Source organism: Legionella micdadei, from assembly GCF_000953635.1.
Classification (GTDB): domain Bacteria; phylum Pseudomonadota; class Gammaproteobacteria; order Legionellales; family Legionellaceae; genus Tatlockia; species Tatlockia micdadei.
This window is the reverse complement of record NZ_LN614830.1, coordinates 1518949-1538014: the sequence shown is the minus strand read 5'-3', so window position 1 is coordinate 1538014 and position 19066 is coordinate 1518949. Positions and strand designations below refer to the sequence as shown.

Sequence of the window (19066 nt, the reverse complement as noted above, 5' to 3'; positions counted from 1 at the left end):
GAAGCAACTTACACCGCCAATTTTATATTTTATTTTTTGACTTTAAATAACCCAATTTTTCTCTCGGTAGAACAAAGAGAAAGTTATTCGATACAGATTTTTGTATCTAGAGCTACCCAATTTACTAATTCAATTAAATCGGAATTCCGCATGCGTATACAACCACGCGATCCTGGTTTGCCCAAATCCGTAGTGTCAGGAGTTCCATGTATGTAGATACAGCGTCGTAAACTGTCTACATCCCCTCCTTTATTTCGCCCTTCCTCTAAACCGTCCAACTGCAAAATACGCGATAAAATCCAATCCCGCCCCGGATGTTGTGCAGCCAATTCAGGGGAATAGATTTCTCCAGTCCATTTACGCGAAATAAATACACTATTCACAGCGGCATTTAATCCAATCTTTGAATAGATACGATGCCATCCACGAGGCGTACACTCGCTCCCGTATCGCTCACCTAAGCCATTTTTTCCAGTTGAGATTGGATAGGACTTGCAAGGCTTATCATTTTCAAAGCAATGCAGCATTTGTTGACGAGCAGAAATGAAAATAAATTGAGCATTTGAAGTCTGCATTATCATTTATTGTATTGCAACCGTTTTAGTGTTTACAAATTCTAAAATTCCCTCTCTCGACAGCTCTCTGCCGAAACCGGAGCGTTTAATTCCTCCAAAAGGAACACGAGGATCAGAAGCAACAAGGGCATTTACAAAACAGGAACCCGCTTCAATTTCATGTTGTGCAATATATTCACCACGTTTTTCATCACGGGTGAAAATAGCAGCTCCTAATCCATAACGACTTTGATTTGCTAATTGTATCGCCTCTGCTTCGTCATCTGCAGAAATGACAGCGATGACAGGTCCAAAAAGTTCATCATCAAAAGCAGGCATTCCTTTGTGCACGTCAACTAATAAAGTAGGAGGGTAATAAAATCCTTTGCGATGCGGTATTTGGCCGCCAAAAATGAGTTTGGCACCAAGTTTTATGCTTTTTTGTACTTGTTCGTGAAGAGCATTGCGCAAAGTTTCGCTAGCCATCGGTCCTAAGTTCGTATTGGCGTCTAAAGGATCACCCATTTTGTAATCACAAACGAGGGATTTAATTTTTTCAATTAACGCATCCCGAATAGGTTCCACTGCAATAATCCGTTTTGCAGCAATACAAACCTGGCCGCAATTATTGAGCCGAGATCTAACAATACACTTTGCAGCAAGATCTAAATCAGCATCAGCAAGAATCAAATAAGGATCATTTCCACCTAACTCAAGAACCGCCTTCTTTAAATGGCTTGCCGCATTCGAGGCCACAGTTGAACCTGCCCTTTCACTACCTGTCAAGGTAACTGCAATAATCTTGTCATTTGCAATGGCTTTAGCGGCCAACTCATTGCTTAAAATAAAATGCTGAAATAAATGCTCAGGAAATCCAGCTTCCAGGAACAAATCGGCTATCTTGTTGCCGGTCCCTGTGGAGATGGGGGCATGTTTTAAGATTGCAGCGTTTCCTGCCATGATTGTGGGGACAGCGAAACGAAATACCTGCCAAAATGGAAAATTCCAGGGCATGATTGCAAACACAATACCAAGAGGTTGATAGCAGACCATTGTTTTCTTCATTTCAGTTTTGATAGTTCTCGGTTGTAAATAACCTTCTGCGTTCTCAGCGTAATGTTCACATAGCCAAACGCATTTTTCGATTTCCGCTTGACCTAACGAAATCGGTTTACCCATTTCGTTAGCCATTAAAGTGGCCAAATCCACTTTTTTCTTCTCGAGCAACTTTGCTAAATTTAACATTAATTGCTTGCGTTGAGAGAAAGGCGTTTTTCGCCAAACACAAAAGGTTAAATGACCCGCCTCAATCAAGGAAGACATTTGGTTCTCTTCCAGCAAAGTATATTCGCTTAAAACCGCTTCATTAGCAGGATTGACAGTGCGTATAATCATTTTATCATCCTTTTATGTTTAGATTTTTTAAGTTTATCTTATCGTCATAGGGAAGCAAGTTCCATTCAGGTCCCACAAGAAGTATTTTAACTGAACAAAAGAAGCAGCAATTAATATTTCGCTAATTGTATTCTTGCACATGAGTTTTGATTGTTGTTACTATTTCGCTAATCTTTCTAATTAGGCTAAAAATCTTAGGAAATTTATGACAAAGAAAAAACTAGGCTACCCTCCTGCTCACTACCTGGTTGCCTGGGCTGTGCACGCATTCACAGCGAGTGCTGCTTGTTTTGGAATACTAACTCTCATTGAAATCTACCAACATAACTACGTGCAAGCCCTTTGGTTTATGGGAATAGCCGTGTTTATCGATGCTGTGGATGGCTCGCTTGCAAGATTAGTCGGTGTAAAATCTGTCTTACCTAATATCGATGGGACTTTACTCGATAATATTGTTGATTATCTTAATTATGTTATCACGCCCTGTTTCTTTCTTTTTGTAAAGCCTGACATGTTGCCCCCCAGCTACCTCTTATTCATCATCGTAGCCATAGTCATTACCTCCGCTTATCAATTTTGCCAGGCAGATGCAAAAACAACTGACCATTTTTTTAAGGGCTTTCCCTGTTATTGGAACATCGCCGTATTCTATATGTTCATCTTCGATACTTCGATGTCAACTAATGCTTGGATCCTCTCTATTTTGTGTGTATTAATTTTTGTACCTGTAAAATATGTCTACCCATCCCGACTCGATTACCTTACTGAGTCTAAATTTTTAAAGGTTGTCATGCACAGCTTTTCAGCGACTTATGGGGTCAGTTCTGCAGTCATCCTTTGGAGCTATCCTAATATTGAGTCACTTTGGTTAGTATTATCAATCGGATATGTAGTGATTTACTTAACGCTAAGCGTGTATAGAACTTATTCACCCATGATCAAATCAAGGATCGCTGCGAATAAGGAATAGCTTTTATTGTACATTTTGACTATAGGCATTAGCTTTGCTCTACGATCTCTCAGGATCAATCCATGGGAAATAGCGATGAGTCAAAGGAAATCATCACGGATACGCGTAATTTTATTTCACTTTTGATCTAGTTATCATTAGAATACGCCATTTTAATACAGACAGAGGATTCGCATGTCGCTTTATAAAACAATCATCCCGATTTTTTCAATGACTGTTTTTTTTAGTAGCATGGCTGCTGCCAATACATTTCCACATGGCTGTGAAGTAACTGGTTTTGGTTATAATGAAAATTACTTAGTAGTTAATGAGAGTGGGGAACAATCTTTTTATCTAATCCAGAATCGCAGCAGCGTTCCTATTGAATTGCAACGATATGAAACACGCGAAGTCTTTATGAGTCCCCCCCTCACAGCAAAATTAGATCCTGCCAACTGGGGTGCCTTTGCTTCAGATGTTGACCACTTACATTTTCAATGCTTCGTCAAAGAAAACGAAAACAATGTCCCTGTTAATTGTCGCGAGGTGTTAGAGGTATGCCAATATCCTCGTGTTAAATTTGCTCTCAGCAATATGGGTAACTATTGGGTTTCGACAAATAAAACGCAATCCCAAGTGATTAACGAAGCAGCTAGCAAAGGGATCTATTTACGTTGGTAACCTCTAAAGTACAAGACAGCCTATTTTTATTGAGTGGGATTATTGGTGCCTGCATACTCCTGTTTGGCCTAACACAAACTCCCGCTCAAGTTTACTACGTCATAGGCTCAACCTTACTTTTATTTACGTCCCTTCATTTCAGACTGCTTTACTTTATTGCACTTGAAATGATACTTATTGCTGGCCATGGAGCCATTCTTCTTCATATCAGCAATACGTTACAAATCGCTTTGCCTGTTCTCTTATCCGTGCAGCTTCTCGTATTTTATCTTTTAAGTGGTCAACTCAATAATCTTTTCCTTTTAATAGGTATTTCCGGCATTGCCTTCCTTTCTATTGGATTTGCCTATGAAAATCAATGGATCTTCTTTTTTGGAGGCCTATCTATAGCAATTTATGCCTTTCATTGCGCTTATCGAGGAAAATTAATTACGTTATTGTGGGCTATTCTTAATACATTATTTGCCCTAATTGCTGTCTATAAACTGTTTTTTTCTTAACTCGTTATAAATAAGAAATTAATAATACGGGAGTTTTTATGGCTAAAACAGCATCGAACATGTTGCCACTAGGTACTTACGCCCCACATTTTTCATTATTGGACGTAGTCAGTGGCAAAAAAGTAAATTTAAATGAGTCAAGTAAAGGCAAAATAACTGTGGTTATGTTTATCTGTAACCATTGTCCTTACGTAAAACATATTAACAAAGAGCTTACTTGCTTAGCGAATGACTACATACCTAAGGGGGTTAAATTTTATGCCATTAACTCCAATAATGTAGAAAGCTATCCTGACGACTCTCCTGAAAACATGAAAAAAACTGCTTCTATTGAAGGCTATCCCTTCCCCTATCTCTTTGATGAAACTCAAGAGGTTGCAAAAGCCTATCAGGCAGCTTGCACACCTGATTTCTACGTTTTTGACTCAAATCTGAAACTATCCTACCGAGGGCAATTAGATGACTCTCGTCCTGGCAATCACATTGCAGTCACTGGTAACTCAATCCGTCAAGCCTTAGATTGCCTACTCACCAATCAGCCACTAGATTTTGAACAAAAGCCAAGTTTGGGATGTAATATAAAATGGAAAGATTAAGGTTTTACGCGAATTTATCCATAAAATAGAACACTCTCGTTAAGGGAGAGGCGCACTCATTGTCGAATTTAATTCATAACATAGTTATCAGACGACTTCTGCTTATTCTTAGTATGACTGCTCAGATCCCCATGTTGGATTTGACAAAAATTGATTAAAGTTTGTGAGAAAATATGGTAAAAAACGAAGCATAGTTGTCTATATGAGTTTTTTTCATGGTATCTTGAAAGTGGTGCCAAATGGAGTCCGTTTCATGATAGGGGCTGAACTATTGTCTGAACATGCTTGGGGTAATACGACTTCTGTAGTGCATAATTAAACCCCAATCTACTCAGTCCATTCAGAAGGAGTTGAGTAGAATTTCATGGGGATCAAGTCAGTGGAGAGTAATGCATTGTTTCGCAGGAATGCTCAGAATATTTAGTTCTACAGCCTTGGGTCAGAGACCCTGGCTGTATAACCTTAGGACGAACTAAATTCTTTATAACGGATCAGTCCCCATTGGGAAAACCATATTTGGCACATCTATTAAGAAAACGTAACAATAACTGTTTACTTTAGTCGACTTTGCCGCGCTTTATTTGCTGTGTTTTCCACAACTTGTGCGAATTTAGGCTATTTACACCACATTCAACACAAGCTGACCTAATCTATTACGTTACTTAGCTGGAACGACTTGTACTTGCAAATTTGCTATTACGTCACTATGCAGATGAATTTCAACCGTGAAATCACCTATAGAGTGAATTGGACCATCTGGCATAACAATTTCACGCTTGCTTACTTCGATTGATTTTGCAAGTAATGCATCTTTGATTTCATTAGCACCAACCGAACCATAAAGCTTGCCTTCATCGCTGGCCATTGCAGAGATGACAACAGTAGTATCGTTTAACTTAGCTGCACGCTGCTCTGCTGCAGCGAACGTTTGCTTAGCTTTTTTCTCAAGCTCAGCGCGACGCGCCTCAAAAAGTTTAGTATTTTCTTCAGTGGCAAACACTGCTTTATTTTGTGGAATCAGAAAGTTACGGCCATAACCAGCTTTCACTTCAACTTTATCACCTAAATCGCCTAATTTTCTGATTTTCTCTAATAAAATAACTTCCATCTTATTAACCCCTTATTCTATTTACCACCTGCATTTGGCGACAGGTGTAATCTAAAATTAAACAAACTATCTAAAGCACCAAAAATGACATATACCGGTAACATGACAAATGGTAGCAAAATTAATGGAACCAATAGCAAAGCTAATGTACCCACACCCTTATCTTTGGCCAAAACATTAAAGCTTAGGCTTAAACCCGCAAAGACATAATATACAGCAAGCACTGGTAAACAACTTAAAGCCAAAGGATTGTGTCGGTATGCGCCAATCATGGCAATAGCAAGTATAATCACTCCAAAACCACTTGCACGAAACGCGACTAGATCTCGTTTAAATCCCCCAGGATAATACAACCTGGATTGTACAGAGCGGGCCAATAACAAGGAGACCACAGCTGACAAAAGCACACTTACAGCCTGAACTCCAACTATGTAATTAGCGATAACAATTTTGTTAACCGCTTCATTATTGCTCAACAAACTTGTCATATTCCCATCAGAACTTTCTCGTTCCAACTCTTTGATTATTGCTTGGACATAAAGATATTGGTTGCTGATAAACTCAGGAGCCAACCAATGGATTAAAGCGATAACCAACAATGCTTGTAAAACAATAAAAAACCCTGCTATTTTCAAACTGGTAGTTGAGTGCAAAAGTGCCGCAGTTAAATAACAAGGTAAAAAAGCCATTAGCGCAGTAATAACCGCAGCAGATAAGGGCATGGACGGTAATGATAAGATAAGCAGGGTTAGTGTAGCCACCACAAATCCTTTAAAACCATCAAGCCAACCCTTTCGCAAGGTTATCAACGCGACAACCGCTGCAGATAACCAAGCCGCAAATGGTATTAAAGCTAAAACCGCAATGTACAACAAGGCAAGGCGGTCATTTTCTAATAGAAGACGACCTTGTTTACCTAAAAATTCGCCTAAGCGAGCCATCATTATCGATGGCTATCACAGTAAGGCAATAAGCCCAAGAATCGTGCATGCTTAATGGCTTTTGCCAACTGGCGCTGAAAACGGGTTTGTGTACCAGTAATACGGCTTGGTACAATTTTTCCAGTTTCAGTAATGTAGTTTTTTAATAAATTTAGATCCTTATAATCAATTTCACTAGAACTATCAGAACTAAAACGAGATATTTTTTTCCGACGAAAATAGGTTCCTGACATAGTTTATTCCCCCTTCTTAGGCAGCTCGTTCATCTTTTTCTTTTTTCATTAACGCAGATGGAGCGGTAATCGCATGCTTTTGATTAATGATTAAATGTCTTAAAATGGCATCATTGAATTTGAACGCATTTTTTAATTCTTCAAGAGCCGTTTGATTACATTCTATATTCATTAAAATATAGTGCGCTTTGTGCACATCTTTAATCGAATAAGCTAATTGTCTGCGTCCCCAATCCTCTTTACGATGAATCAGACCGCCATGCTTTGTGATGATACCTTCATAGCGCTCAACCATTGCTGGCACTTGCTCGCTCTGATCAGGGTGAACTAGAAACACAACTTCGTAATGTCTCATCATTTCTCCTTATGGATAAAGCCTTCCTCTAAAAAGCAGGTAAGGCAAGGGTTTAAAAAACGCGTAATATTAACTGATTTTATGCAAGCTAGCAAACTTTGAATGCATTAAACAGAAACCTCGGTCGTTAAAATTGCAAGCTTGACACTGACTAAGTTCTACATATACCGTTACATTTAATGGCTTCCTTTAATATATTAAATTGTTCTTTTAATAAATTTCTTTTTATTATCAATTAGTAAAAAAACAAATAATAGGCTGATGAATCTTTAATGTTCTTTGCAAAATCATTGCTTTTAGGTTGTCCATAAGATATAACGTACTAAAAACAAAAGAGGTTTTTAAATGAATATTGTGACCATCCCGTTTGAAGTACCATTGACCGTCTGTGTTAAGGGTGAACTCGTTCAGATAGTCGCTTTTAAAACCTTAGAACATGGAAATGTAAAGTTTGGAGTGCAAGCCCCTAGGTCAATCGAAGTTCACCGCGAAGAAATTTACCAAGCAATTAAACAAAAACGACAGAGCGGCGACACGGAATAATTAGTTTAACGATGCCATTTTACGCTAGGTACTTTAATCTAATAATAGCAATAGTCATCGGCATTTTATCCACAGTTGCATTTGGCATTAACTATTTGATTTACAAATTCCCGGGTAATAACTACTTTCCTCAAGAAATGCCAATGATGGGTATCATTCTAACCCTGACATTGATTGGGGCTTATCTATTGTTTGGTATAAAAAGTCCGTATTTCAAAGTCGCTCGAGAGCTTGTCTACTTTTTTTTAGTTGTATCAGTTATAGCAAACGCCACCAACGCTATCCAACTCACACCTTTCGATCCTATTGATAGAAAATTAATCACAACCGATCATTTTTTATTTATAAATTTGCAAGAGCTCATGGCGTGGACAGCAAATAAACCCTGGTTTAGAACAATGCTTGCACTAGGCTATGACAGTTTGCCTTTTCAAATGACTTATCTACCGATTCTTATTATTTTTGCCCGTAAATTTAGCTACATTCGTGAATATTATACAATGCTCCTTCTCACTGCATTGTTTGGTTTTTCCTTTTATTATTTTTTCCCGACAATGGGTCCAGCAAGTTTTACCAGTAGTCCTTATTTTATGGCTGAACAATATGCAACGGGTGTAAAATTCGCTGAGTTACATCATTACATCCCTCCATCAACACTTGATGGAGGGATGATCGCCATGCCTTCATTTCATGTCATTTGGGCTTGGCTTTGTCTTGCCCTAATACGCTGCTGGCCTATTGTTTTTATTCTTCTGATTCCAGTTAATTTATTGTTGATCGTTTCTTGTGTTTTATTAGGATGGCATTATTTTATCGATTTAATCGGCAGTGTAATCGTACTGTTATTAGCTTATGGAATTTATTTTCGGTTTGTCAAAAAATATCAACCTATTTAATTTTTTGAGGAATCCCTGAGGGATAACCCTCCTCAATTTGAACTACTTTGGAATTGATTTTTGTGACCCCCATTTTAGCCAGTTGCTCCTGGATGATTTGATGCAAATTACTGTTTTTTTGTTCAATGAGAGGCGGGTGCGCTTGCATGTAAATTGATCCTTTCTTACGGCCAAATTTAACTGGCTCATTAAGCACTCGCACTGGTGTACCGACAGCCACTAGATCAAATAAATATTCAATATCCTCGGGCATCATCCTGATACACCCTGCACTCACTCGCGAGCCTACCCCATCACGGCGATTGGTTCCGTGAATTAGATAAGTTGGCCAACCTAATCTTAATATATGCCTGCCAAGCGGATTCCCTTCCCCAGGAGGAAAAGCATCTGGAATAGGAACACCATTTTTTGCTGCTTCAGCCCGCACATTTGCTGTTGGCCTCCAGACGGGGTCTCTTTCTTTGGCTACCACTTTAGTCATTCCAGTCGGTGTCGTCCATCCTTCTCGACCTATACCAACAGGCATAGTAATTACCACATTATCTTTGGGCGGATAATAATATAATCGGTATTCAGCCAAATTAATAACTAAACCTTCCCGAGGCCCCGGCGGCAAAATGAATTGGGATGGGATAATTAGGCGAACATCTGGTGAGAGCGGTCTTACTGGGTCGACTCTAGGATTTGCCCGAACCATTTCGTAATAGCCAATATCATATCGGATTGCAACATCACTTAGCGTTTCTCCAATTTCAGGACGAGTCGATTGAACTTGGCCAACTAAATCCCCATTTTCGGGCAAAACGAACGTGGTGGACCAGGATGGAGCTAAAACAAACATCAAGAAGCATATTAACCACATTTGCCGTAATAGCGCCCCCTCTCTTCGACGTAATACGGATCTGAAATGGGCTATGACCTTTTGTAATGGCTTGGTTTGAAACATAAAAAAACTCTAACTAACAAGGTAAATATCTACTCGGGCTAACACAGGTTAGAAAGCATACCACCAAACTCCCGGTGTAAATCATTCTAACCTGATGATATTACAAACTCACATTTGCCTTAAAACGGTCACCATACTGGGCTTCTAATTTAGCAAAAACCTCATTGAGTTTATCGTGGCCAAAGTGCTTAGCATAATTCATTGGACCACCTCGGAATGGCGCAAAACCCGTTGCGAAAATCATACCCCCATCTAATAAATCGCTATCGGCTACAACCCCTTCACGTAAGCATGAGGATGCTTCGTTCACCATACGAAGAATCAAACGATTTGCGATATCCTTGTTGGGTTTGCTGCTTCGGATTTTTTGTTTGATTGGCTTACCATTCTTGTATCGATAAAACCCTTGTCCTGTCTTGCGTCCTAATTTGCCTTCTTTGACCATTTCCCGCAAACGGGTAGGCACGGCCCCCCCAAAATGGGCAGTTAAATTTTCAGCTACCGCCAAGCAAACATCCATACCTACAGTGTCTGCCAATTCAACAGGTCCCATCATCATGCCAAAGGCTTTTGCTGCCTCATCAATTTCTTCACCGCTATAACCTTCTTCAAGTAACTGAACACATTCCATCAAGTAAGGCATCAATACGCGATTAATCAAAAATCCTGGGCTTGATTTAACTGGCAACGGTAACCGACCGATTTGGTTGACAAAGGCACAAGCGCATTGTCCAACCGCTTTTGCAGTCTTCGCACCACTCACCACTTCAACTAATTCCATCTTAGCAACGGGATTGAAGAAATGAATTCCCACCAAACGGGTAGGATCTTTCATGGCCTGGCTAATTTCATCGAGCGGTATGCTTGAAGTGTTGGTTGCAATTACAGCATCTTTTTTCGCCTTAGCCTCAACATCCTGCATTATTGCACGTTTGACGCCTAGGTCTTCGAATACCGCTTCAATGATCACGTCAGCCCGAGCAATTCCATGTCCATCTGGGTCAGGAATTAATCTATCCATAGCGGCTTGGATTAAACGTGGCTTGCGAAGTTTCTTTTTAAAAAGTGTGTAAGCACGTCCAATAGCTGGAGCTATTTGAGCGTAGCTTTTATCTTGCAATGTTACTTTCATACCGCGAAGTGCACACCAAGCAGCAATGTCTCCACCCATCACTCCAGCACCGATCACATGAACGTGTTCAGCTATAAAATCACTGTCCTTAGCAAAGCCTTTCATACGCTCACGGAGAAGGAAAGCACGGATTAGATTTGCAGCTGTATCCCCTTGACTCACCAATTGCTCGACTGAATCAACTTCTTTAAGATAAGCCCGCTCAACCTCCCCACCTTCTTTTTCCCATAAATCAATTACTGCATAAGGGGCAGGATAATGTTTTTTAATCACTCTCTTAGCGACGTTGTAACGAAGGATAGGCGATAGGATAGAGCGTATCCATGAGTAATTAGTGAGCGCTTGCAACAATCTAGGCTTATGCTTTCGTGGCTTGTTTTTTATGAAATAAATTGCGGCTCGCTTTAATTGCCTTAAGGGGACCACATCGTCTACCATCCCCAGTTGCTTTGCCTTTATTGCAGCAATAGGAGTCCCAGTCAAAATGACCTTGGAAAGGGCATCAAATCCACCAATTAAGCGAGGTAAACGCACGGTGCCACCCCATCCTGGATGTATGCCAAGCATAATTTCTGGCAATCCTAACCGTGTACTTTCATCATCTGTAGCCACACGGTAATCACAAGCTAAGGCAAGCTCTAATCCTCCTCCCATGCAAAAGCCATGGATCATGGCGACTGTGGGTATATTCAGCGCTTCTAAACGCGCAAAAACAGCCTGCCCTTTTCTTAGGAAATCAACGGCTTCTGCCGGGCTTTTAAATTTAGAAAAAGCATGAACATCAGCCCCAGCAATAAATCCCTTCTCTTTAGCAGAATAGATAACTAAACCCGCCGCATCAGGAATTTGAGGTATTTCTTGCAAAATACCATTTAATTCATCCAGTACCTCATCATTAATAACATTTGCTGAGACATCTTTACGATTAATCCCTAACCAGACAATATGGTCGGCGTCCAGTTGCATTTCCCAATGTTTGTAGTTGCTCATTGCTCTTTCACCTCTGTCACTCGTTCCAGATACATTGCTCCGCCCTGTCCGCCACCAATACAAATCGCAGCCATGCCTCGAGTACCGTTATGTTGTTTAAGTGATTGCAAAACATGTAATACAATGCGAGCACCACTGGCTCCAATCGGGTGCCCTGCAGCAATAGCCCCTCCATCTTTATTAAGTTGCGCAAGCGAAGGCGCCCCCATTGCTTGTTTTAATCCTAATTGCGTTCGACAGTAATCGTCATCGTCCCAAGCAGCTAAACAGCCAAGTACCTGAGCTGCAAATGCTTCGTTAATTTCCCAGCAATCCATATCAGCTGGTTTCAAATGATGACGCTGCAAAATGGGTGTCGCGGCATGAACAGGGCCTAATCCCATTTGGGCAGGATCAAGGGCAGCCCACTGAGAGTCGACAATACGGCCGATAACTGAAAGATGATATTTTTTAACAGCCTCAGCACTAGCAAGTAGTAATAAACAAGCTCCGTCAGTAATTTGCGAACTATTACCTGCAGTAACCATACCGTATTTTTTATCGAAAAAGGGTTTTAATTTTCCTAGCTTTTCTACTGTGGAGTCAGGGCGAATTCCGTCGTCTTGCTGATAGAGATGGCCTTTGCTATCTATCACGGGCACAACCTCATCCATTCTTCCTTCCATATACGCCTTAGCTAGGTGCTGATGGCTCTCACTAGCAAACTCATCCATTTGTTCACGGGTAATATTAAAACGATAGGCTACCTTCTCCGCGGTTTGTCCCATGTTCATACCGACAATGGGATCGGTTAAACCACGCAGCAAGGCAATAACAGGAGCAAGGTATGACGGTCTAAACTGTGTCACTAGGCCAAAACGTTGGCCGACTGTTTTTGCATTAAACCATCGAGCTAGCCATGCAGCCATTTTTTCATTAAACATTAACGGGGCATGGCTCATCGCATCTGTACCTCCTGCTAACACTAAATCGCTTCGACCACTGGCAATTTGCAATGCTGCATTATCAAGTGCTTGCATCCCCGATGCACAGTTTCTCATAACAGTAAACGCAGGAACTTTTTCACCACAGCCTAATCGTAAAGCAATGACCCTAGCGATATTTGCTTCATCAGGACCTGGCATAGCAGAACCAATAATGACCTCATCTAATTGGGTAGGGGAGATAGGCTGACGATTTAACAGCGTCATGCCTGCGGCTACAGCCAAATCTGATCCGGTAAAAGGGCCAACTCCTTTTGCTTTGAGAAATGGAGTTCGGCTGCCATCCACTACATACACCTCTCTGCCGCTTAAATTCGATTTCTGCTTCATTACTCCTCCTAGTTATCTATCAAGATAACTGACATTTGGCCATCTCTAGTTAAAAGATAACAGCAAACCTTTGTTTTGGAAATTATTTAAGGAAAATCATTTTGATTAAACCGATTTCTATTCAGTAGGTTAACGTTGCCTTTCTGAAAAAATGTTGCATGTTGTCTTTTAGAACTGTAACGTTTACCTATAACTCATTATTGTTAAGGGACTAACCATGAAAAGTTTATTACTATTTTTACTCATCAATTGTATCGATTTGCCATTAGCATTAGCCGATACGGAAGCCCCTTTGTTATTAGGCAAAACTTTCTCTCAAGCCAAACAACAAGCCATTAGTCCAGACGATGCTCTAAATAAGTTAATTGCTGGGAATAAGCGATTTGTGTCTAATCAGGGGATTCAACGTGATTATTTAGCACAAGCAAAACAATCCTCCTATGGACAGTTTCCTTTTGCTATTGTACTAAACTGCATGGATTCTAGGAGCGTACCAGAAATGATCTTTGATCAAGGTATAGCTGATATTTTCACTCTACGAGTCGCTGGCAATATTCTCAACGATGATATCTTAGGTTCGATGGAATTTGGAGCAAAAGCAGCAGGGGCAAAGCTAGTTGTGGTGATGGGCCATACTTCTTGCGGAGCTGTTGCAGGAGCTTGTAACCAAGTTCAATTAGGAAATCTTGATCATGTATTAAATAAAATTCAACCTGTTATACCTGCAGTGAAAAAAACCATGCCTGAGAAAACATGTGCTGATATGGATTTAGTCGATGCTATCGCAAAAGCAAATGCAATAGCGGTTGCGCAACAAATCCCCCAACGCAGTCCTCTCCTGAAGGCTTTAGTCGATAAAGGGGAACTCGCCATTGTTGTAGCGATGCATAACATCAAAACTGGACAGGTGGAATTTTTAAATCACAAGGTTTAGCCCCCCTTGTTAATCAAATCAAAATCAAATTGATTTTTTAAAGACCGTTAATTGGAACACAGAATAAATCTAAAATAATAAAGTTGACGCCACATAAATACCTGCTATACTTCGCCTCCATCACATGGAGAGATGGCCGAGAGGTCGAAGGCGCTCCCCTGCTAAGGGAGTATGGGACAAAATCCCATCGAGGGTTCGAATCCCTCTCTCTCCGCCAACACACAACGCGCCCGTAGCTCAGTTGGATAGAGTATCTGGCTACGAACCAGGGGGTCGGAGGTTCGAATCCTTCCGGGCGCGCCATCTTAGAAAAAAATACAAGAGTAAAAATCACTCCGATATATAGGCCAACTGACGAATGTCTTTGGCCCGGAAGGGTTCGAACCGATTGAGTTCGACAAAATGCGAAGCGAAAAGCACGAAGTGCGGCGCAGCATTTTGGACGCGCTTTAGCGCGCCCCGAAAGGGGTGAGGAAGGAACGAATGTGACTGACGAATCAATCCTTCACTCGAGTCTTGGGAACCAAAATCCAAGAAATCACTCCGAACCAGCTTCGAATCAACCTTTCTATTAAATTTGGATAGTATTGGCTTTCAATAGGGAACTGATGAAGAAACTAGATACCTATCAAAATCTTTGTACTGAAGTGTATGAGTTAAGTAAACCTCATGCGCCTCATGAGGCATACCAATTCTATCGAAGTTATGCTTCAGAAGCTAAAGGTCCCATTTTAGAACCTATGTGTGGAACCGGTCGCTTTCTATTGCCTTTGGCTGAAGAAAATTTTGATATTCATGGATTTGATGCAAGTCATCCTATGTTAGAAAGGCTTCATGCAAAAGCAAGCATAAAAAATCTTAAACCAAATGTTTGGCATGGTTTTATTGAGGATTTAAATCAATCTAACCAATATCAATTGATTTTTATACCTAGTGGTTCATTTGGTCTTATCACAGAAAAAACTGATATCCAAAGGGCATTAAAAACAATTTATGAACATTTGAATGATTCAGGCCTTTTTGTATTTGAAGCAGAAACGTTTAACGCTGTTCCTAAAACATTAGGTACCTGGAGAGGCTCCAGGTGGCAAAAAAAGGATGGAAGCTTCATATTACTTAGCCAATTAGCCATGCTTGATGATGAAATTTGTTACTCAATTGGCAAGTATGAATTGATTGATGGAAATAGTGTTATTCAAACAGAAATCGAAGAGTATAAAATTCGTATTTATCAGGATCCTAACTTCCTATTGAATCTGCTGACAGAAGTTGGTTTTAGCCAAGTGCGCTTAGTGAAAGCCTTTGATCGGCAAGCATCACCTGATAAAGCAGATGAAAATATTGTTTTTGAATGTAGAAAATAATTTCGCGATACTGCATATCCACTTGCATTTAATCAAACCGTGTATCGTAACTTTTGATTATCAAGATTGTAATCGCCATCGAATTCAATAATTAAGCGTTTTACCAAACAGACAAAATCAAAGGTGTATATTCCTATTAGGGACTTGTCGCTTGAATTTTGACACTCCTGATTTTGAGCCAAAATAGAAAAAGCATTAAATTGTCTCCCCTATTGCCTGAAAAAGCAGATAAATATAACAACTTTTTCTCGGTTTATACCTGCTCCCCCTTACCTACCCGCCCCACACTTCGTGCGGGGTGAGGCATTTATACAACAACACAAGATAAACCGAGGAACGTTGGCTTTAGGTGCAAAAATAGTTTTGATTTTTTGTCCTACACTGAGCATTCTATAGTAGAGATTTTTATTGTTAATAAAATCTTAATCTTACTATTTTATAATACCAACCAATAGTATTTTTTATGCATTTTACTTATGAGTAATGGCTTTTCTCCAGCCCCCCTTCCTGTGAATGGATATTTATATGTACCATTTAATGAGAATGAACTTTCATTAGCAGTCATTAAAGATATAAACCTATTCAAATACCGTAGCGAAAGCATATACAAGAAAAAAGATTTAATCATTCTTTATCACAATGAATGTGATTTATCTACATTACCGCCAAATGCAAAAATTTATGTAATGGGTCACGGAATTGATTGCCATCCAGACAGAAAAAAATCCTCTGTTTTGGAGAATCAAGATTTGCCTTACGACGAAGTGAAACATCTCCCATTCTGCGATTGGGCATATGCAGTATCCGGTGGGAAAAAAGCAATCACAATAGATGATATTGCTGAGCGAATGATCGCTGATGGATTACTTAGCACAGACTATCTTAATATTAAATTATGGTTTTGTGATGTTAACAACAAGGCATACGCGATTGCTAAACGATTCGTTGAACATTTCCATGGATATTTAAATACATTTAAAATAGATTATTACCCAAATAACTCATTATATTCGCCCTCTATCCGTGAACATGAAATGCATAAATGGGCTAGAAATGAAAAAACAGGACAAGTAGTAAGAGCAAGTATAATAAGGCAATCTTTGTTCTCCAATAACCCTTCCAGCGAAACAAATACTCAAACTATTTCAGATAAACAGATAAGCTTCACTGTTTGATTTGAAAAAAATACATTATCAATATACGCGAGCAATGAGTTCTTAGTGGAGTAAACCCAAGAATGGGATGTCATTATTTTCTCTCCTTTATTTTTCCCTGTGCTAAGCAAAAAACCTCCTTTTTTTCTCTCATGAAATATAACTGAGCAATTAACAACAACTAGTTCACATTAAATGTAAATTGGTAAACAAAGAAATAAAGTGGTTAATTTATAACCTTTTGAAAATAATGATTAAAGTTTGCAAAAATGTAAAAAAAATTATTTAGACGGTAACTATCTAGCCAAGTTGCATTAGTTATCTTACTATTATGGCTTAAGATTTAACTAACTTGGAGGTACCTGATGAAGCAATCGCAATTGAGAGAATATATTTCCGCCCTTTCTAAACATCAAGAAGAGTACCTGGAAAAATACAAAAGCCTTAAAACCTATATCAATAACCGTCTTCCCGAAATTTCTGATCTAACCGAATTGGATAGCCTGCGGCAACATGTTAAGAAAGACCAACGCGCACTTGAACGCATGTACGAAGAAATGGCAAAAATACAAAAAATACTAAAGGATGCGAGTAAGCAATCCACAAAAGTTAAGCAAACTTTTGAAAAATTTAATCTGAAGTTTACCGCAGGATTTAAAGATGCTTCCCCTGATTGCAAGCCCCTTTTTGAACAAATTGCAGCTAAGAAACAAGAAATCAAAGACGGAAATGATCCTGTCCAAATGCTTAAAAAATTAATAAGCAAATTCAAAGCGAACGAATTAGACCTCCAAGCATTTAATGATTTTCTCATGAATCCTGCTGTAAAAAGCAAAGTAAGAATGAATCCTCTCTTTGCAGCCAAAGTCGAAAATTTAAACAAACAAATTATTGGACGCTACGCACAAACTATCGCAACGATCGACCAAGAACTATTCTTAACTATTCGGAAAGCCGAATTATTTTCTCCTTGGGCCTATGCTAAATCACCGACTATCATCGCTAATACAACCCAATACAATAATCTGGCCGATTACGTAAGTAACCTCGTCTTGGCAGCGCCTTCTATAGAAGAAAGAGCAATCATTCTGGATCGTTGGATTTGGGTTGCCCATTACCTTTTTGAAGAGCTTAAAGATTACTCCGGATGCCATGCAATATTAACAGGCCTCTCACGCAATGAGGTTTCGCGTTTAAAGAGAACGTTTGATAGTTTATCTGAGGAGACTCAAGACACTTTCCAAAAATTGAGTGCAGCAATACTCGTATCTAATTCGTTGAGGCCAATATTTAATGCGCAACAGGCAGTCATTCCTGCTATGCCTCTGCTCCAGCGAGATGTAACCTTCGTGCATGACGGTAACAAAGCCGTGACAGACCTAGAGAATAAAGAAGAGAAACGCGAAGAAATGGTTATGCGTACGGGAGGTGGTAGGAAAATCATGCTCACGTTTACTAAATTGCAATCTGAGCGTGGCAATTTCTCTATACCAGGAGATACAGACGCCCACCTAGACGGATTGTTGAGAGACAGGCTCAAAAATCCTGCCACACCTTATGACCCAGCGATAGCTGATGATTTAAGTAAACAGCTAGAACCAACAGGCAATGAACTAAAAGCAGCAAAACCTATCAAATTTGGCAAAGTGTTCAAAAGCTCAAGTGGCAATAATCAACCTTGCATGCGTCAGGTAATGCTCGAAGAGTTAATCCAAGCGCTTACTCAATATTTAGTTAATGATCCTTCAGGTTTTCTAAAGCAAAGGAACCAAGAGTCTTTCCAAATGGATAATAACTACGTTATCGATTGGGAAAAAGAGAACAAAGAACTGGAAAAGCTTAGTCGTGAAATGGAAGCACATGTTGAGGTATTAAAAGGATACTCTACCAAGGAGAAAAATAGCAGCCTATTAAATCGAGCTAATGGTCTAATTAGCAAAATAGAGGCTCTCGATTTTAAACAACTCAAAATGCAAAATTTAGAAAGTAAGCTCTATGTCCGGTTATATAAACTCAAAGTAGAGTTTGCGAATGTATCAAGATATAGTCGAGATCCAGATGCTGAGCAAATCGGTAAGATCATTGCCGAAGTAGAAAAAATTAGTAAATTGTCAGAGAGCTGTCAATTTTCCCCTAATTTTCTAAAGCATTTAGAGGCTTTCAATCAAGAAATAACCGCATTTAAGCAACTAGCCAATCCTTCCGAAGTGCAAATGGAAAATGGTCATGTGGAATTGGAAAAACCACTTCCTAGTGCTCATTTACGATGTCGCTTCTCTTTGCTCTATGCACCATTGCGACAGGATTTGGGTATGGATAAAGATTTAACGCCTACTCTCTCCACTGTGGTTTCATGTGCATAACTAACATGGCTTAGCGAATAATCAGATTGGCGTGCTATCCAAGCACGCCATCCTGAGTGTGGAACAAACTTTATATTATTCAACATAAGGAGTAATTGAGAACTTCAGGATGACTTACT

General features: G+C 39.6%; 20 protein-coding genes and 2 tRNA genes. 12 read left to right on the top strand and 10 right to left on the bottom strand.

All coding sequences use genetic code 11. The features are described from left to right. Positions 1 to 83: 83 nt before the first annotated feature. Positions 84 to 575 carry a L,D-transpeptidase gene (locus tag LMI_RS06815; protein ID WP_102010580.1) on the bottom strand — a complete coding sequence of 164 codons (492 nt, stop codon included), beginning with the start codon at positions 573 to 575 and terminating at the stop codon, positions 84 to 86. Positions 576 to 581: 6 nt separating this feature from the next. Continuing rightward, a complete protein-coding gene (locus tag LMI_RS06810) occupies positions 582 to 1949 on the bottom strand; it encodes an NAD-dependent succinate-semialdehyde dehydrogenase (RefSeq protein WP_045099118.1) in 1368 nt (455 codons plus the stop codon). Positions 1950 to 2154: 205 nt separating this feature from the next. On the opposite strand from LMI_RS06810, the gene pcsA reads away from it, so the two are divergent. The 4 genes from pcsA (at position 2155) to LMI_RS06790 (ending at position 4675) form a co-directional block, all read left to right on the top strand. Continuing rightward, a complete protein-coding gene (pcsA, locus tag LMI_RS06805; protein ID WP_045099117.1) occupies positions 2155 to 2919 on the top strand; it encodes a phosphatidylcholine synthase in 765 nt (254 codons plus the stop codon). 174 nt (positions 2920 to 3093) lie between these two features. After that, positions 3094 to 3579 carry a hypothetical protein gene (locus tag LMI_RS06800; protein ID WP_045099116.1) on the top strand — a complete coding sequence of 162 codons (486 nt, stop codon included), beginning with the start codon at positions 3094 to 3096 and terminating at the stop codon, positions 3577 to 3579. Next, on the top strand, positions 3573 to 4079 hold the full coding sequence (locus LMI_RS06795; protein WP_045099115.1) for a hypothetical protein: 507 nt from the start codon (positions 3573 to 3575) through the stop codon (positions 4077 to 4079). The genes LMI_RS06800 and LMI_RS06795 overlap by 7 nt, the downstream gene beginning before the upstream one ends. A gap of 38 nt (positions 4080 to 4117) precedes the next feature. After that, positions 4118 to 4675, top strand: a complete 558-nt coding sequence (locus tag LMI_RS06790) for a thioredoxin family protein (RefSeq protein ID WP_045099114.1) — start codon at positions 4118 to 4120, stop codon at positions 4673 to 4675. 658 nt (positions 4676 to 5333) lie between these two features. Here LMI_RS06790 and rplI read toward each other — a convergent pair. Genes rplI through rpsF form a run of 4 tightly spaced genes read right to left on the bottom strand, consistent with a single transcriptional unit; the run spans position 5334 to position 7312 of the window. Next, positions 5334 to 5783 carry a 50S ribosomal protein L9 gene (gene rplI / locus LMI_RS06785; RefSeq protein WP_045099113.1) on the bottom strand — a complete coding sequence of 150 codons (450 nt, stop codon included), beginning with the start codon at positions 5781 to 5783 and terminating at the stop codon, positions 5334 to 5336. Between the two features lie 17 nt (positions 5784 to 5800). Beyond that, positions 5801 to 6727: a DUF2232 domain-containing protein gene (locus LMI_RS06780; RefSeq protein ID WP_045099112.1), complete on the bottom strand. Its 927-nt coding sequence runs from the start codon at positions 6725 to 6727 to the stop codon at positions 5801 to 5803. Next, complete coding sequence (rpsR, locus tag LMI_RS06775) at positions 6727 to 6957, bottom strand: 30S ribosomal protein S18 (protein ID WP_045099111.1); 231 nt, start codon at positions 6955 to 6957, stop codon at positions 6727 to 6729. Before rpsR ends, LMI_RS06780 begins: the two co-directional genes overlap by 1 nt. A gap of 16 nt (positions 6958 to 6973) precedes the next feature. Next, on the bottom strand, positions 6974 to 7312 hold the full coding sequence (gene rpsF, locus LMI_RS06770) for a 30S ribosomal protein S6 (protein ID WP_045099110.1): 339 nt from the start codon (positions 7310 to 7312) through the stop codon (positions 6974 to 6976). Between the two features lie 345 nt (positions 7313 to 7657). On the opposite strand from rpsF, the gene LMI_RS06765 reads away from it, so the two are divergent. Both LMI_RS06765 and LMI_RS06760 read left to right on the top strand, forming a co-directional pair. After that, a complete protein-coding gene (locus LMI_RS06765) occupies positions 7658 to 7855 on the top strand; it encodes a carbon storage regulator (protein ID WP_045099109.1) in 198 nt (65 codons plus the stop codon). A gap of 143 nt (positions 7856 to 7998) precedes the next feature. Continuing rightward, the gene (locus LMI_RS06760; RefSeq protein ID WP_161939843.1) at positions 7999 to 8751 is read left to right on the top strand and encodes a phosphatase PAP2 family protein; all 753 of its coding nucleotides are present in this window, start codon (positions 7999 to 8001) and stop codon (positions 8749 to 8751) included. Here the strand turns inward: LMI_RS06760 and LMI_RS06755 are convergent. From LMI_RS06755 to LMI_RS06745, 3 genes are all read right to left on the bottom strand, one after another. Further along, entirely contained in the window at positions 8744 to 9697 is a 954-nt protein-coding gene (locus LMI_RS06755; protein WP_231852265.1) for a L,D-transpeptidase family protein, read from the bottom strand. The two genes, LMI_RS06760 and LMI_RS06755, sit on opposite strands and share 8 nt — an antisense overlap. Positions 9698 to 9797: 100 nt before the next feature. Then, complete coding sequence (locus LMI_RS06750; protein ID WP_045099107.1) at positions 9798 to 11819, bottom strand: 3-hydroxyacyl-CoA dehydrogenase NAD-binding domain-containing protein; 2022 nt, start codon at positions 11817 to 11819, stop codon at positions 9798 to 9800. Beyond that, the gene (locus tag LMI_RS06745; RefSeq protein WP_045099106.1) at positions 11816 to 13132 is read right to left on the bottom strand and encodes an acetyl-CoA C-acetyltransferase; all 1317 of its coding nucleotides are present in this window, start codon (positions 13130 to 13132) and stop codon (positions 11816 to 11818) included. The genes LMI_RS06750 and LMI_RS06745 overlap by 4 nt, the downstream gene beginning before the upstream one ends. A gap of 217 nt (positions 13133 to 13349) precedes the next feature. On the opposite strand from LMI_RS06745, the gene LMI_RS06740 reads away from it, so the two are divergent. The 4 genes from LMI_RS06740 (at position 13350) to LMI_RS06725 (ending at position 15430) form a co-directional block, all read left to right on the top strand. After that, on the top strand, positions 13350 to 14066 hold the full coding sequence (locus tag LMI_RS06740) for a carbonic anhydrase family protein (RefSeq protein WP_045099105.1): 717 nt from the start codon (positions 13350 to 13352) through the stop codon (positions 14064 to 14066). Between the two features lie 126 nt (positions 14067 to 14192). Continuing rightward, positions 14193 to 14283, top strand: a tRNA-Ser gene (locus tag LMI_RS06735). Between the two features lie 9 nt (positions 14284 to 14292). Further along, a tRNA-Arg gene (locus tag LMI_RS06730) sits at positions 14293 to 14369 on the top strand. A 305-nt stretch (positions 14370 to 14674) separates the two neighbouring features. Then, on the top strand, positions 14675 to 15430 hold the full coding sequence (locus LMI_RS06725) for a class I SAM-dependent DNA methyltransferase (RefSeq protein WP_045099104.1): 756 nt from the start codon (positions 14675 to 14677) through the stop codon (positions 15428 to 15430). Positions 15431 to 15462: 32 nt separating this feature from the next. On the opposite strand, the gene LMI_RS15630 is transcribed toward LMI_RS06725, so the two are convergent. After that, complete coding sequence (locus LMI_RS15630) at positions 15463 to 15537, bottom strand: hypothetical protein (RefSeq protein ID WP_231852320.1); 75 nt, start codon at positions 15535 to 15537, stop codon at positions 15463 to 15465. A 369-nt stretch (positions 15538 to 15906) separates the two neighbouring features. On the opposite strand from LMI_RS15630, the gene LMI_RS06720 reads away from it, so the two are divergent. Both LMI_RS06720 and LMI_RS06715 read left to right on the top strand, forming a co-directional pair. Then, positions 15907 to 16605, top strand: a complete 699-nt coding sequence (locus LMI_RS06720; protein ID WP_045099103.1) for a hypothetical protein — start codon at positions 15907 to 15909, stop codon at positions 16603 to 16605. A gap of 344 nt (positions 16606 to 16949) precedes the next feature. Continuing rightward, positions 16950 to 18947 carry a RasGEF domain-containing protein gene (locus LMI_RS06715; protein WP_045099102.1) on the top strand — a complete coding sequence of 666 codons (1998 nt, stop codon included), beginning with the start codon at positions 16950 to 16952 and terminating at the stop codon, positions 18945 to 18947. Positions 18948 to 19066 lie beyond the last annotated feature (119 nt).

Coding starts and splice junctions, on each gene's coding strand:
- LMI_RS06740 (WP_045099105.1), top strand. CDS start 13,350: ATGAAAAGTTTATTACTATTTTTACTCATCAATTGTATCGATTTGCCA.
- LMI_RS06760 (WP_161939843.1), top strand. CDS start 7,999: ATGATGGGTATCATTCTAACCCTGACATTGATTGGGGCTTATCTATTG.
- rpsR (WP_045099111.1), bottom strand. CDS start 6,957: ATGTCAGGAACCTATTTTCGTCGGAAAAAAATATCTCGTTTTAGTTCT.
- LMI_RS06810 (WP_045099118.1), bottom strand. CDS start 1,949: ATGATTATACGCACTGTCAATCCTGCTAATGAAGCGGTTTTAAGCGAA.
- LMI_RS06725 (WP_045099104.1), top strand. CDS start 14,675: ATGAAGAAACTAGATACCTATCAAAATCTTTGTACTGAAGTGTATGAG.
- pcsA (WP_045099117.1), top strand. CDS start 2,155: ATGACAAAGAAAAAACTAGGCTACCCTCCTGCTCACTACCTGGTTGCC.
- LMI_RS06765 (WP_045099109.1), top strand. CDS start 7,658: ATGAATATTGTGACCATCCCGTTTGAAGTACCATTGACCGTCTGTGTT.
- rpsF (WP_045099110.1), bottom strand. CDS start 7,312: ATGAGACATTACGAAGTTGTGTTTCTAGTTCACCCTGATCAGAGCGAG.
- rplI (WP_045099113.1), bottom strand. CDS start 5,783: ATGGAAGTTATTTTATTAGAGAAAATCAGAAAATTAGGCGATTTAGGT.
- LMI_RS06800 (WP_045099116.1), top strand. CDS start 3,094: ATGTCGCTTTATAAAACAATCATCCCGATTTTTTCAATGACTGTTTTT.
- LMI_RS06780 (WP_045099112.1), bottom strand. CDS start 6,727: ATGATGGCTCGCTTAGGCGAATTTTTAGGTAAACAAGGTCGTCTTCTA.
- LMI_RS06720 (WP_045099103.1), top strand. CDS start 15,907: ATGAGTAATGGCTTTTCTCCAGCCCCCCTTCCTGTGAATGGATATTTA.
- LMI_RS06745 (WP_045099106.1), bottom strand. CDS start 13,132: ATGAAGCAGAAATCGAATTTAAGCGGCAGAGAGGTGTATGTAGTGGAT.
- LMI_RS06790 (WP_045099114.1), top strand. CDS start 4,118: ATGGCTAAAACAGCATCGAACATGTTGCCACTAGGTACTTACGCCCCA.
- LMI_RS06815 (WP_102010580.1), bottom strand. CDS start 575: ATGCAGACTTCAAATGCTCAATTTATTTTCATTTCTGCTCGTCAACAA.
- LMI_RS06715 (WP_045099102.1), top strand. CDS start 16,950: ATGAAGCAATCGCAATTGAGAGAATATATTTCCGCCCTTTCTAAACAT.
- LMI_RS06755 (WP_231852265.1), bottom strand. CDS start 9,697: ATGTTTCAAACCAAGCCATTACAAAAGGTCATAGCCCATTTCAGATCC.
- LMI_RS06750 (WP_045099107.1), bottom strand. CDS start 11,819: ATGAGCAACTACAAACATTGGGAAATGCAACTGGACGCCGACCATATT.